The sequence below is a fragment of the Streptomonospora alba genome (genome assembly GCF_000826685.1).
GTDB classification, from domain to species: domain Bacteria; phylum Actinomycetota; class Actinomycetes; order Streptosporangiales; family Streptosporangiaceae; genus Streptomonospora; species Streptomonospora alba.
Genome location: NZ_JROO01000031.1, coordinates 66,932 through 81,086, shown reverse-complemented (window position 1 = coordinate 81,086; position 14,155 = coordinate 66,932). Strand labels below are relative to the sequence as shown.

The following is a 14,155-nucleotide window of genomic DNA, read 5'->3' as shown; positions in this document are numbered from 1 at the left end:
GCCGCGAGCACGCGCTGCAGCCGAGAGCCCCGGCCGGAAGCGGGAAGGAGGTCGCCGTGAGCGGTATGGGCGACGACGAGGAGGAGTACCACGGACCGGCGACCCTGGTCGCCGGCGGCGCCGAGGCCGAGGTCGAGGTGCACGTCTCCGGGCATTTCGATCCTCTGGAGGGCGGCTACCGGTGGGTGGGCCGCGTCTCCGCCGACCCGGTCGCCGACGCGGCCTACACGTCCGGTGACACCGCGATCGTGCTGCGCACCCCCGAAGGCCACGAGGGCCGGGGCAAGCTCGCCGAGACCAACGTGTGGGGCGGATACCGCATCGTCGGCAGCGGCACCCCGCCCTTCGCGGTCCCGCAGGTGACGCCCGACGAAGACTGACAGCCGTCCGGGGCGGATTCGAAAGAGGGGACCGTCCGCCCCGGAACGCGCCGTAGGCGCCCTGCGCTCCGTTGCGAGCGCGGGGCGCGCGGTGCGCGCACCGGCAGAAGGGGGCCCGCACCGGCCGCGGACGCGCATCGCACCGCGGATCCGGTTCCCGCCCGTTTACCAGGGGTCCTCTTGGCGGAAGAACGCCGCGCTGGCCCAGCGGCTCTCCAGCTCGGCATAGCCGGGCTTGATCACCCTGTCGATGAGCGCCAGCCGCTCGTCGTGGCCGATGAAGGCCGACTTCATCGCGTTGACCGTGAGCCAGCGCAGCGTCTCGGCCGTGTAGCCGAACTGCTCGCAGAGTCGCGCCAGCTCTTCGGTGAGGCCGCCGCTGTCCAGCAGCCGGTTGTCGGTGTTGACCGTGACACGGAACCGCAGCCGGCGCAGCGTGTCCACCGGGTGCTCGGCCAGCGACGGCAGTACCCCGCTCGCGACGTTGGACGCCGGGCACAGTTCCAGCGGGATGCGCGTGTCCCGGATGTAGGCGGCGAGCTCGCCCAGCTTGGCCGAGCCGTCCTCGGCCACGGCGATGTCGTCGACGATGCGCACGCCCTGGCCGATCCGGTCGGCGCCGCACCACTGGATCGCCTCCCAGATGGAGGACAGCCCGAACCCCTCGCCGGCGTGCAGGGTCAGGTGGAAGTTGGCGCGCTTGACGTGCTCGCACGCGGAGATGTGACGCGTGGGCGGGTAGCCGGCCTCGGGGCCGGCGATGTCGAAGCCGACCACGCCGGCGTAGCGGTAGCGCACCGCCAGGTCGGCGATCTCCAGCGAGTCGGCGGCTTGGCGCATCGCCGTCAGCAGCAGCCGCACGTCGACGTCGCCGCCGAACAGGCGTGCCTTGGCCTGACCGACCCGCACCCCTTCCAGCACCGCGTCGACGACCTGCTCGCGGGTCAGGCCGCCCTCGGTGTGCTGCTCGGGAGCGAGCTTGACCTCGGCGTAGACGACGCCGTCCGCGGCGAGGTCCTGGACGCATTCGGCGGCGGCCCGCGTCAGGGACGGAGCGTCCTGCAGCAGCGCGACGACCGGATCCAGGCGCCGGCCCCGCTCCTCGGGTGTCGGCGCGGCGGCGCGGAACCAGGCGCGCAACCGGGCCGGGTCCTCGGCGGGAAGCCCGGTCGTGCCGCTCCGGGCGGCCAGATCGAGCACGGTCTGCGGGCGGAGCCCGCCGACGAGGTGATCGTGCAGCAGCACCTTGGGCAGGCGCCGGATCGTTTCGCGGGCGAGTCGTGTCATCGTCCTCCTTGGTCTACGTCCTGCTCGGGCGCTGAAGGCGAGTGCCCTCAGCTGGATAAATTGCCCGGCAGTCTAGACCAACACCCGTTCGCGCGGGTGCGGGGGGCGGAGTGACGCCGCCCACCCGTCGCCCACCGCCGAAACGCTCCCCGCCACCCGCTTGCGGGCTCGCCCGCAAGCGCCCGCGACGGGCTCAGACGGGGCGGATGGGGCTGTGGGCGGAGGGATCGGCCGGAGGCAGGACGTGCTCGGAGACCTCCGAGTGCACCTGCTGCAGTCGGGCGCGTGCGGCGCGGCGCAGTCGGCCGAGGCATTCCACCGCCGCCGACTCGTCGCCCACCAGCCCGCCCTTGACCACCGCGGGGACGCCCTCCAGCCGTCCTCCACTGAGTGTGCCGAGTACGGCCAGCGGCAGCACCTCGCCGGCGATCTCGAAACCGTGCACGCCCAGGGCGTCGAACGCGCTGGCGGTGGTGTCGCCGCCGACGAGGAACAGGCCGCTGGGCAGCGCGTGGCTGCCGGCATCCTCCTCCACCTCCGCGACCACATCGGCGAGCAGCTCGGCCACGCGCGCCGGCAGGGCGCGTTCGGCCGCCGGTGTCTCCTCGGACGAGGGTTCGAGCAGCCGCAGTACGACGACGTCGGGGAAGACGGCGGAGGTCAGCCGGTCGACGAGCTGCCGGGTGATCTCGGCGGTGTACTCGCGGTCGCCGTGCCCCAGACGCAGGGGATCGACGTCGACGAAGTGCCCGGGCCCCGAACGCGCCAAGGCGTCGAACTGGCGGCGGGCCAATTCGGTGGCGCTGCCCGCCACGGCCAGCAGCGGACCCGGCGCGCCGGTCTGGCCGCGCAGCCGCAGGGCGTAGGCCAGCAGCGCGCCGCTGGGTCCGGGATCGGCGGCCACCCACACGGTTCCGTCCTCACGGTGGACCTCGGCGGCGGCCCGGGCGAGGCTCTCGATGCGCTGCTCGTCCGACGCGTCGCAGACCAGTACGGGCTCGTCGCCGGAGCGCAGGTCGGCGGAGAGCATGCTGTCGGTGACCGGCCGGTCGGGCAGGAGGCGCACGGACAGGCCGGACTGGCGGGCGATGATCGTCGCGACGTCGCCGGTGTCCATCGGGCAGAAGGGGTCGCGGGCGAGTTCCGTCTCCTCCAGGGGCCGCCCGCCCAGCAACTGCACGCCGTCGACCGTCGTTCGGCCGCCGGTGGGGAAGGCGGGCACCACGAGGGCGCGCACGGCGTAGCGGGAAGGCACGCGTTCGCGCACGGCCCGCCAGGCGGCCTCCAGTTCGGCGCCGACGTTGCCGCGCAGGGTGCTGTCGAGGCGCTTGACGACCAGGCCGACCGGCCAGATGGCCTCGACGACGTCGGTCACCAGGTCGGCGGCCTGCTCGGCGGAGGCGTGGCGGCTGTCGAGGTTGGCCACCACCGCGTCGTACTCCTCGGCGACCGCGGTGACGTGTTCCGGCGTGACGGTTGCGACCCGCATACCGGCGCGCGCGAACCGGGCGCCGGTGGCGTTGGCGCCGGTGAGGTCGTCGGCGACGACGAGGATCTGGGCCACGGCTTCCTTCCCTTCCTGCTGCGCTGTTCCGGACGCGGTGGCCGCGCCGCGGCCCGCGGGCGCGGCGGGTGTGCGGGCCGACTGCGCCGGGGTGCGGCGGCGCAGTCCGCGTGTTCCGAGCCTCTCATCTCGGGCGTTCGCGCAGCGCCGCTCCGGCCAGGACCGAGGCGGCGCACAGCCCCAGGACGTAGGCCACGACGGCAGGCCAGCCGAGGTTGTCGTAGAAGACGCCGCCCAGCCAGCCGAACGTGCTGGAGCCCAGATAGTAGGCCAGGGTGTAGAGCGCCGCCGCCTGGGCGCGCGCGGCCGTGGCCCGGTGCCCCACCCAGGCCGAGGCTGTGGCGTGGGCGGCGAAGAAGCCGAAGGTGAACAGCAGCAGCCCGGCGATCACCGCGCCCAGGGCGGGGACCAGCAGGACCGCGGCGGAGCCGGCCATCGCGGCCACGCCGGACAGCAGCACGGCGCGCCGCCCCAGCCGCTCGGCGAGGCGCCCGGCGACCGCCGACCCGGCCGTGCCGGCGAGGTAGGCGACGAACAGCAGCGCCACCACCGTCTGCGAGAACCCGAAAGGCGGGCCGGTCATCCGAAACGCCAGGTAGTTGTAGACGGTGACGAAGGCGCCCATGAGGAACAGCGCCTGGCAGTAGAGCGCGATCAGCCCGGGGTCGGCCACGGCCGAGCCCACGCGCCGCAGCAGGCCCGGACCCGACGATCCGGGGGGCTTGGGAGTGAAGCCGCGCGTGCGCGGAACGGCGGCGGCGAACACGATCAGCGCGGCCAGCGCCAGCAGCGAGTCGGCCCCCACTCCCCAGCGCCATCCGCCGAGGTCGGCCACGGCGCCGGCGACCAGGCGCCCGCTCATTCCGCCGACGGTGTTGCCGGCGATGTAGATCCCAGCCACGCGGGAAAGGTGGGCGGGGTGGACCTCCTCGGCGAGGTAGGCCATGGCCACGGCCGGAACCCCGCCCAGCGCGGCGCCCTGCAGCCCGCGCAGCACCAGCAGCGACCACATCTCGGGCGAGAAGGGCGCGGCGAGCCCCAGCACGGTGGAGACGGTCAGCGCGATCGCCATCACGCGGACCCGGCCGATGCGGTCGGCGATGCCGCTCCACACCAGCACGAAAGCGGCGAGGCCGCCGGTGGCGAAGGAGACGCTGAGCGCCACGCTGGAGGCCGACGCGGCGAAGGTGTCGGCGAGCCCCGGAAGCACCGCCTGAACCGCGTAGAGCTGGGCGAACGTGGCGACGCCTGCGGCGGTCATCGCCACGACGATGCGCCGGTATCCGCTGCTGCCGGCCCGGTGGCCGACGTGGCCCCCTACCGCGGTCCCCTCGTCCACACGTCCGACGTTAGTCGCGGTCGGTCGTCCACAGCGCTTCGGGGCACCGCTGCGCGGGCGTGTCCCGCGTCGGGGGTGTCCGTGGTGCCGCTCTCGACGCCGAGAACGACCCCGCGGACGCCCCGGCAAGCCCGCTCAGGAAACGGTGCGCGCCGATACCGCCGCGATCGGGGTGAACGCGGTGCCCGGCAGCAGGACTCCGGCGAACATGCCGCTGAGCACCGGGAATCCCAGCCCGGCCGCCATGGCGAACGCGGCCGTAGGCGGGATGCACCCCGCGCCTTCCGCGGAGGAACCACGGGAGTGACCGACACCGTCCATCGAACGGCACCGGCCACCCTCAGTCGACGATTCGGTTGGCTCTGATTCTCGCCAGACCCGCCCGGACCCGTCAGGTGGGCTCCACCGCCGCCACCTGGCCGGTTCGTGCGCTGCGGCGGGCCGCCTCGATGATCTCCAGGCCGTGGACGACCTCGTGCAGCTCGACCGGAAGCGGCTCGCCTTCGCCTACCGCGTCGCGCACCGCCTCGTAGAACGCGGGGTAGGCGCCGCGTGCGCTGCGCACCTCGTGCGCGTCCGCGTCGGTGCCCACCCGGCCCCACGACGACTCCGGCTCCACGCCCCAGTCGGGGGCGTCGGGCCGCTCGCCGTTGCCCAAGCGCTCCTCCTGGGAGTCCAGGCCGCTGATCGTGAAAGCGGCGCGGTCGCCGAGGACGCGGAAGCGCGGCCCCAGCTGGGCGGCCACGGCACTCATCCACAGGTGCGAGCGCACCCCGCCGGTGTGGGTCAGCGCGAGGAAGGCGTCGTCGTCGGCGGCGGCCCCGCGCCGGGCGTCGAGCTCGGCGTAAACGGACTCCACGGGACCGAACAGGTTGACGGCCTGGTCGATCAGGTGCGGCCCGAGGTCGTAGAGGATGCCCGCGCCGGCCTCGGGATCGCCGCTGTCGCGCCAGGTGCCCTGCGCCTCGGGGCGCCACCGCTCGAACCGCGATTCGAACCGGTGCACGCGCCCGAGCTCGCGGTCCTCCACCAGATGCCACAGCGTCAGAAAGTCGGAGTCCCAGCGGCGGTTCTGGTAGACGGTCAGTACCTGTCCCAGCCGCCGGGCGTCCTCGGCCAGCTCGCGGCCCTCGGACGCGGTCAGCGCGAAGGGCTTGTCCACCACCGCGGCGAACCCGGCCTCCATCGCGGCCCTCGCCAGCGGCACATGCGTCTCGTTCGGCGTGGTGACCACCACGATGTCGATGTCGCCGGTGCGCTTCCACAACTCCTCGACCGAGGAGATCACCTCGGCTCGGGGATAGCGCGACCGCACGGCCGCCTGCCGGTCGGGGTTTCCGGTCACCACCGCCGAGAGCCGCAACCCGGCGGTCGTGTCGACCAGCGGCGCGTGGAACACCTCGCCGCCCTTGCCGTACCCGATGACGGCGACCCGCAGTTCTCGTTCAGCATCGTTCGCAGAGGTCATGCCTCCACGGTAGCCAGGCTCGGGTACGGAGCCGATCGCGGCACGGGTGCGGAACCGCGCGAGAGCGACCGCGTGAACACGGAAGCCGCGGGCAACGGCCTTCAGCGCTCTGCTGTTTCGCTCCGCGCCGATTGCCGGGGAATCAGGACGAGCCGGTCTGTCCCGGCGTCGCCGCGGCGGCCGGGTGCCGAGCCGGTTGTGGCGGACGGCGCGTTCGGGCGGGTCGAGAATGCGGCGTGGCAGCGGCGGAGCGGCGCGGCAGGACGGCGGCGGAGCCCGTGGTGCTTCGTCTCCTACTCTGGTCGAGGACCGCTTCGGTGTGGCTTCGTCGTGTCGGAGGCGGCTCCACGACCGAGAGGCCACGACCCGCACTTTCGCGAGGAAAGAGCTCATGGCACCCGCTGAGTCCCTACCGAGCGGTGAAACAGTGCACGAGCGGCCCACCGAGACGTCTCGGTGGGTGCTCCTCGTCCCCCTGCCTCTTGCGGGCGTGCTCCTGGCCCACGTCCTCATCGCGCCCGGCGATCTCAGCGCCCTGTTCGGAAGTGTCGGCGTCAGCGCCTTGTGGGGCGGCGTCCTCGTCCTCGGTCTCATCGCGGTGACCCTGGCGATGCCGGCCTGGACGGCTCTTCGTTCGAGCGCGGCACGGGCCCGCAGGGTCGCGGCCTCGCCGGGGACATGGCTTGCGGTCGCGGTCGTCGCCTACTTCATCATGCTGACCGCGATCTCCGGACGGATCGCGGTACTGCCCGTCTTCGACATGTTCGAGCGGCACTGGCAGGGCAAGGTGCTCGACCTGATCTGGCTCGCGATCCTGTTCGGCACGCTGCGCCGATGGGCGCGTACCGAAGCGGGTCTGCGATGGTCGATCCGCTCCGGATCGGCACGTCCGGCGCTGTTCGCAATCGGCGGCGTGTTCGCGGTGTTCGCCGCTCTGACGATCCTGTCCGTGGCCGTGGACCCCGCGTCGTCGACGGAGGTGAGTGCCGAGCAGCTCGCCTACGACGCCACCATCCCCAACCTCACCGAGGAGCTCATCTGGCGCGGTGCGATGCTCGCCGTGCTCGACCGGGCCTTCGGTACATCGCGGACCGTACTCGGGGCCCCGGTCGGATGGGGAGTGGTGATCACCGCCGTCGCCTTCGGGCTCGGCCACACCGTCCTCGTCGACCTCTCGGGCACGTGGAGCCTCAATGTCGCCGCCGGCGTCTTCGCCACGGTGATGGGGCTGGCGCTGGGCTGGATCCGAGCCCGTACGGGAAGTATCTGGCCCGCGTTCCTGCTTCATTGTGCGCCCGAACTCGGCGTCGACATCGGCATGCTGATCGCTGCCTAGGGTCGCGCACCCCCGGCCCGGTAGGGGCGACCGGCGCTTCCGGAGCCCGGGGCGCCCTGCACCGATCCCGAAAGCCCGACTCGGCCGGGCGGGGAGCGGTACCCGGCGGCTCGGCGGCCGCCTCCGGCGGCGCGGGGCCTCAGCCGGGCTCAAGGCCGGGTACCGCGGGTCGCCGTCCACCCGAACGACGTGTGGTTCTGGGAGGAAGGACAGCAGCAGGCCAGCGCGAAGCGGACGACGAACTCGCCGCCGGAGGGTCAACGCTCCTATGACAGGGGCGGAGTTCCGCTCTCACTTGGAAGAGGTCACCGGCGAGAAGCCCAGCGAGGGGCCGTGAAGTTCACGTCCCTCAAGGCGAACTCCGGCAGCTTCCCAGGGATCGGCGGATGTTCCTGACCGCGATCCACAGGGACTTCCTTCCCGCGGTTGCGGCCGGAGCGTTCTCCGGAACGCCACCATGGCCGACACGCCTTCGGATCCACAAACTCGGCGGGCACGATGTCTATTCGCTGACGTGGAGCTTCGCTTCACCGGATGGGCGGGCGACCTTCCACATCCAGAAGGACGAGGCTGGGGATCCCCTCCTGGTGTGGCGACGGATCGGTGATCACTCGATCTACAGGGACCCGTGACCTACCGGCGGGCTGTTGGTCCGCAAGACCAACAGCCCGCCTGCTGTACCGCTCTTACGCCGCCAGCGGCTGCGGGGCCTCGGCCGGGCTCAGGGCCAGGTCGAGGACCTCGCGGACGTCGCTGACCGGGTGGACGGCGAGCTGGTCGCGGACGTCCTCGGGGACGTCGTCCAGGTCGGGCTCGTTGCGCGCGGGGATGAGCACCGTGGTGATCCCCGCCCGGTGCGCCGCGAGCAGCTTCTGCTTGATCCCGCCGATCGGCAGCACCCGGCCGGTGAGGGAGACCTCACCGGTCATCGCGACGTCGGAGCGCGCGGAGCGGCCCGAAAGGAGCGACGCCAGGGCCGTGGTCATGGTGACACCGGCGCTGGGGCCGTCCTTGGGGATCGCGCCCGCGGGGACGTGCAGGTGGACGCCGCGCTCCTTGAGATCGCCGACCGGCAGCTCCAGCTCCGCGCCGCGCGAGCGCAGGTAGGACAGCGCGATCTGGGCGGACTCCTTCATCACCTCGCCCAGCTGACCCGTCAAGGTCAGCCCGCTGGCGCCGGACTCGGGGTCGGCCAGCGACGCCTCGACGAAGAGCACGTCGCCGCCGGTCCCGGTGACCGCCAGACCCGTGGCCACCCCGGGAACCGCCGTGCGCTCGGCCGTCTCCGGGGTGTGCTTGGGCCGCCCGATGAATCCGGTCAGGTCCTCGGCCCCGACCGAAACCGGCAGGTCCCGCTCGCCCAGCGCCACGCCCGAGGCCACCTTGCGCAGGACCCGCGCGACGGTCCGCTCCATCTCGCGGACGCCGGCCTCGCGGGTGTACTCGGCCGCGATCCGGCGCAGCGCGCCGTCGCTGAGCTCGGCCTCGCCGGGCTCCAGCCCCGCCCGCTCCAGTTGGCGCGGGAGCAGGTGCTCGCGGGCGATGGTGACCTTCTCGTCCTCGGTGTAGCCGTCCAGCTGCACCAGCTCCATGCGGTCCAGCAGCGGAGCGGGAATCGTCTCCAGCGCGTTGGCGGTGGCCATGAAGACGACGTCGGACAGGTCGAGGTCGACTTCGAGGTAGTGGTCGCGGAACGTGTGGTTCTGCTCCGGGTCGAGCACCTCAAGCAGCGCCGAGGTGGGATCGCCGCGGAAGTCGCTGCCGACCTTGTCGATCTCGTCGAGCAGCACGACCGGGTTCATCGAACCCGACTCCTTCACGGCGCGGACGATGCGCCCCGGCAGCGCACCGACGTAGGTGCGCCGGTGACCGCGGATCTCGGCCTCGTCGCGCACCCCGCCCAGGGCCACGCGGGTGAACGAGCGGCCCATGGAGCGCGCCACGGACTCGCCCAGCGAGGTCTTGCCCACGCCGGGCGGCCCGACCAGTGCCAGCACGGCACCGCTGCGCCGGCCGCCGACCACGCCCCGGCCCTTCTCCTCGCGACGCTTGCGCACCGCCAGGTACTCGACGATGCGCTCCTTGACGTCGTCGAGCCCGGAGTGGTCGGCGTCGAGGACGCCGCGCGCGCCGGAGATGTCGTAGGCGTCGTCGGTCCGGGTGTTCCACGGCATGTCCAGGACGGTGTCGAGCCAGGTGCGGATCCATCCCGACTCCGGCGAGGAGTCGCCGGCCCGCTCCAGCTTGTCGACCTCTTCCAGCGCGGCCTTGCGCACGTGGTCGGGAAGCTCGGCCGACTCCACGCGCTCGCGGTAGTCGTCCTCCTCGCTTCCGGGGCGGCCGGAGAGCTCGTTGAGCTCCTTGCGGACGGCCTCCATCTGGCGCCGCAGCAGGAACTCGCGCTGCTGCTTGTCGACGCCCTCCTGCACGTCCTGGTCGATGGTCTCGGCGACGTCGAGCTCGGCCAGGTACTCGCGGGTCCACTCGCTGAGCAGCTGGAGCCGCTCGGCGACGTCGTAGGTCTCCAGCAGCTGCAGCTTCTGCGCCGTCTTGAGGAAGGGGGAGTAGCCGCCCCGGTCGGCGAGGCTGCCGGGGTCCTCCAGCTGCTGGATGCCGTCCAGGATCTGCCAGGCGCCGCGCTTCTGCAGGTAGGTGGTCAGCAGTGCCTTGTACTCGCGGGCCTGCTCGTGGACCTTGCCGGGGTAGCCGCCTTCGGGCGGTTCCTCGTCGTGGACCTCCGCCGAGACCCACAGGGCGGCGCCGGGCCCCGTGGTGCCGCTGCCGACGCGGGCACGCGCCGTACCCCGCAGGACCGCGGCAGGCTCGCCTTCGGGGGTGCGTCCGATCTGCTCGATGACGGCGACGCTCCCGACCGCGGCGTAGTTGCCGTCGAGTCGGGGGACGATCAGCACTCGCGGCTTGGCCGCCGATCCGGACCGGATTCCGGGAGCCTTGGCCGCGCCCTCGGTCCCGGCACGCGCGGCGTCGACGGCGGCGCGCACCTCGGAGTCGGAGATGTCGACCGGCACGACCATGCCGGGGAGCACGACCTCGTCGTCGAGGGGAAGCACGGGGAACGTCGCGTTGGACTGCGCTTCAGTCATCAGACCCTCCTTGTTGAGTCACTATCACTCAATAAAGGAGAGCCCGGTTTTGTTCCTCCCTCTGTGTTCGCCGTGAGCGATTGCCCCCGAGCGGGCGAGCGTCGGTCCGGTCCACTCCGGTGCTCGGCACCCTTCAGCTCACCAGTCCCGCCCGGTAGGCGATCACCACCAGCTGGGCGCGGTCGCGGGCGTGCAGCTTGACCATGGAGCGGCTGACGTGGGTGCGCGCCGTGGCGGGGCTGACGACCAGTCGCTGGGCGATCTCGGCGTTGGACAGGCCCTCGCCGACCAGCGCCAGCACCTCGTGCTCGCGCTCGGTCAGCCCGCCCAGGTCCGGGCGCGGCCCGCCGGAGGGGGAACGCGAGGCGAAGGACGCGATGACGCTGCGGGTGACCGAGGGCGACAGCAGCGACTCCCCCGCCGCGGCCAGCCGGATCGCGCGCAGCAGCTCACCGGGCTCGCTGTCCTTGATCAGGAACCCGGCGGCACCGGCGCGCAGCGCGTCGAAGACGTACTCGTCCAGCTCGAAGGTCGTCAGCACGACGACGCGGGTGTCCGCCAGTGAGTCGTCCGCCGCGATCTCGCGCAGTGCGGCGATTCCGTCCGTCCCGGGCATGCGCACGTCCATCAGGATCACGTCGGGGCGCTCGCGGCGCACCACGTCGACCGCTTCGCGGCCGTCGGCGGCCTCTCCGGCGGGCTGCATGTCGTCCTCGGCCTCGATCAGCACGCGCAGGCCCATGCGCACCAGGGCCTGGTCGTCGGCGAGGGCGACCCGGATCACGCTCACCGCTCCCCCATCGGCAGATCGGCGCGCACCCGGAACCCGCCCTCGGCGCGCGGCCCGGCCTCCAGGCGGCCGCCGACGGCGCGTGCGCGCTCGCGCATGCCGGCGATCCCGCTGCCCTCCGCGTAGTCGCGGCCGGGACGCGCGGGCCCGCTGTCGGTTATCTCCACTGCCAGCTCCTCGGGGTGGTAGCCGATGTCGACGGTCGCGGCGCCGCCGCCGTGCCGCACCGCGTTGGTCAGCGCCTCCTGCACGATGCGGTAGGCGGCGTGGTCGACGGCTGCGGGAAGAGCGGTGCACTCCCCCTGTGTGCGTACCCGCACGCGGTCTCCCGTGGGGTCGATACCCGCTGCGAGCTCGTCGATACGGTCCAGACCGGGTACGGGTTCGCGTGCGGATCCGGTCGGCTCCGCGGCGCCGCCGTCCTCCTCCGCGGCCGCTCCGGGCGCCGCCCCGCCGGCCGCGGCGCCGTCGGGCTCGCGAAACACCGCGAGAGTGCCGCGCAGCTCCTCCAGTGCGTCCTTGCTGGTCTGGCGGATCGCCTGCAGCGCGGGCTCGGCCTGCTCGGGGCGCTTGCCCAGGACGTGCAGCGCCACGCCTGCCCGCATGTTGATGACCGAGAGGCTGTGGCCCACGACGTCGTGGACCTCGCGGGCGATGCGCAGGCGCTCCTCGTAGACCGAGCGGCGCAGCTCGTCGTCGCGTTCGCGGCGGGCGTTCTCACGGCGCAGGCGCACGATGACACCGAGCGCGACCGGCACCAGCAGCACCGTCAGGGCCGCCACGAAAGCACCGGCGGCGCCCGGGTCGAGCAGCCCGAAGTACGGGCGGTCGGTGCGCCCCGCCAGGAAGACCGGCACCGCGAGCGCCGCCAAGGGCGCCCACTGCCGCAGCGGCAGCCGTGCGGCCATGGTGTAGGCGAGCACCATGGGCCCCAACCGCAGCGCCCCGCTGTCCACGCCCAGGACGTCGAGGGCGGCGATCGCGGCCATGGCGCCGACGAAGCCCCAGCGGGGGTAGAAGCGGCGCGCGGCCAGAGAGGCGGCCGCCACCGCCAGGCACAGGTAGGCGGCCGGCGGCAGCGCGGCGAACTCCGCGCCGGAGGGGCCGCCGTCGGCCCAGGGCGGTCCCCCCGCCGGTTCCCCGCGCCCGGTCCCCCACGGCGATCCGTTCGAGGGGCGGGATCCGGCCCCCTGCCAATGGGCGTTGACCAGCGAAAGGACGCCCACGGCGAGGGCGATCGCGACGTCCGCGGCGAGGACGCGCGCGGTGCGGTGGCTCATTCGCCCGACGGTAGCGGGCGGCACCGGCCCGGGGCGTCAGCGCCGCGACGTATTCCGGCTGGTGCAGCGGGCGCAGACCGCGGCCGTACCGTGCGGCAGCCGCGTGCCCCGCGGGGCCTCGAAAGGGGCGCCGCCGCGGGGCACAGGTCCCGTCTGCGATGCGTCCGGCGCCTCAGCCGGTCGCGGCGGTATCGTCCGCGGCGAAGAGCGGGTCGTCCAGGTCGCGGCCGCGGGTCTCCCGGGAGGCCCACACTGCCACCAGCGTGAGCACGCACGCGCCTGCCACGTAGGCCGACACCGGCACGGCGCTGCCGAACTGCGACAGCAGCCAGGTGGCGATCAGCGGCGCCAGTCCGCCGGCGACGATCGACGCGAGCTGATACCCGATCGATGCGCCGGAGTAGCGCGTCCGGGTGCCGAACAGTTCGGAGAAGAACGCCGCCTGCGGCCCGTACATGGCCGCGTGCAGGACCAGGCCCACGGCCGCGGCCGCGAGCACCGCCCCGAACCCGCCGAGGTCGATGACCGGGAAGAACGCGAAGGCCCACGCCCCCGTCCCGATCGCGCCGAAGGCGATGATCGGCCGGCGGCCGAAGCGGTCGGAGAGGGTCCCCCAGATCGGGATGGCCACCAGTTGCACCGCGGCGGCCACCAGCAGCGCGTTGAGGACCGTGCCCCTTTCGACTCCGGACTCCTGAACGGCGTAGACGAGGATGAACGCCGTGATGACGTAATAGGAGATGTTCTCGGCCAGGCGCACGCCCATGGCCACCAGGATCTCCCGCCAGTGGCGGCGCACGACCTCGATGATCGGGGCGCGCTCGGTGGCCTCCTGCTGGGCGCGGAGCCGGGCCGCGCGCGTGGCCGCGGCCTGGAACACCGGCGACTCCTCGACGGCGAGCCGGACCCACAGGCCCACGAGCACCAGGACGCCCGACAGCAGGAACGGGATGCGCCAGCCCCAGGACTCGAAGGCGGGGTCGGCCATGGTGGCGGCCAGGACCGCGAGGACGGCGGTGGCCAGCAGGTTGCCGCACGGCACGCCGGCCTGCGGCCAGGAGGCCCAGAACCCGCGGTGCTTGGCGCTGCCGTGCTCGGAGACCATCAGCACCGCGCCGCCCCATTCGCCGCCCAGCGCGAAGCCCTGGATCAGCCGCAGCACGATCAGCAGTAGCGGTGCGGCCGTGCCGATGGCGGCGTAGCCGGGCAGCAGGCCGATGGCGAAGGTGGCGCCGCCCATCAGCAGAAGGCTGATGACCAGCAGCTTCTTGCGGCCGACGCGGTCGCCGAAGTGACCGAAGACCAGCCCGCCGAGCGGGCGGGCGACGAATCCGACGGCGTAGGTGCCGAAGGAGAGCAGGATGCCGGTCAGGGGATCGGAATCGGGGAAGAAGACGGCCCCGAAGACCAGGGCCGCCGCCGAGCCGTAGAGGAAGAAGTCGTACCACTCGACGGTGGTGCCGATGAGGCTGGAGATCACGACCTTCGCGAACGACCGGCGGGGTGGCGCGGCGGATGCGTCCGAGGGGGCGTTCGGGACAGGCATATCATCGTCTTCCGGTCGACAAGGGGTTGCGTTTTCGCAGCGTAGAAGCGGGTGTGTGACA

Annotated in this window: 10 protein-coding genes; 2 read left to right on the top strand and 8 right to left on the bottom strand. The window is 73.0% G+C overall.

What is annotated here, in order from left to right; translation table 11 throughout:
- Positions 1-65 precede the first annotated feature (65 nt).
- On the top strand, positions 66-380 hold the full coding sequence (locus LP52_RS16405; protein ID WP_338011645.1) for a DUF4873 domain-containing protein: 315 nt from the start codon (positions 66-68) through the stop codon (positions 378-380).
- A gap of 165 nt (positions 381-545) precedes the next feature.
- Here LP52_RS16405 and LP52_RS16400 read toward each other — a convergent pair whose 3' ends face one another.
- The 4 genes from LP52_RS16400 to LP52_RS16385 all read right to left on the bottom strand — a co-directional run bounded on the left by LP52_RS16400 (position 546) and on the right by LP52_RS16385 (position 6,038).
- The gene (locus LP52_RS16400; RefSeq protein WP_040274699.1) at positions 546-1,667 is read right to left on the bottom strand and encodes an adenosine deaminase; all 1,122 of its coding nucleotides are present in this window, start codon (positions 1,665-1,667) and stop codon (positions 546-548) included.
- A gap of 193 nt (positions 1,668-1,860) precedes the next feature.
- A complete protein-coding gene (locus tag LP52_RS16395; RefSeq protein WP_040274698.1) occupies positions 1,861-3,231 on the bottom strand; it encodes a four-carbon acid sugar kinase family protein in 1,371 nt (456 codons plus the stop codon).
- A 124-nt stretch (positions 3,232-3,355) separates the two neighbouring features.
- Positions 3,356-4,492: an MFS transporter gene (locus tag LP52_RS16390; protein WP_084723269.1), complete on the bottom strand. Its 1,137-nt coding sequence runs from the start codon at positions 4,490-4,492 to the stop codon at positions 3,356-3,358.
- A gap of 469 nt (positions 4,493-4,961) precedes the next feature.
- Complete coding sequence (locus LP52_RS16385; protein WP_040274694.1) at positions 4,962-6,038, bottom strand: Gfo/Idh/MocA family oxidoreductase; 1,077 nt, start codon at positions 6,036-6,038, stop codon at positions 4,962-4,964.
- Between the two features lie 391 nt (positions 6,039-6,429).
- On the opposite strand from LP52_RS16385, the gene LP52_RS16380 reads away from it, so the two are divergent.
- Positions 6,430-7,374, top strand: a complete 945-nt coding sequence (locus LP52_RS16380; protein ID WP_169775379.1) for a CPBP family intramembrane glutamic endopeptidase — start codon at positions 6,430-6,432, stop codon at positions 7,372-7,374.
- 686 nt (positions 7,375-8,060) lie between these two features.
- Here LP52_RS16380 and lon read toward each other — a convergent pair.
- The 4 genes from lon to LP52_RS16355 form a co-directional block, all read right to left on the bottom strand.
- A complete protein-coding gene (gene lon, locus LP52_RS16370; protein WP_040274688.1) occupies positions 8,061-10,478 on the bottom strand; it encodes an endopeptidase La in 2,418 nt (805 codons plus the stop codon).
- A 133-nt stretch (positions 10,479-10,611) separates the two neighbouring features.
- A complete protein-coding gene (locus LP52_RS16365) occupies positions 10,612-11,262 on the bottom strand; it encodes a response regulator (protein ID WP_040274685.1) in 651 nt (216 codons plus the stop codon).
- A 2-nt stretch (positions 11,263-11,264) separates the two neighbouring features.
- On the bottom strand, positions 11,265-12,548 hold the full coding sequence (locus tag LP52_RS16360; RefSeq protein ID WP_040274684.1) for a sensor histidine kinase: 1,284 nt from the start codon (positions 12,546-12,548) through the stop codon (positions 11,265-11,267).
- A 172-nt stretch (positions 12,549-12,720) separates the two neighbouring features.
- Positions 12,721-14,094, bottom strand: a complete 1,374-nt coding sequence (locus LP52_RS16355) for an MFS transporter (RefSeq protein WP_084723258.1) — start codon at positions 14,092-14,094, stop codon at positions 12,721-12,723.
- Positions 14,095-14,155 lie beyond the last annotated feature (61 nt).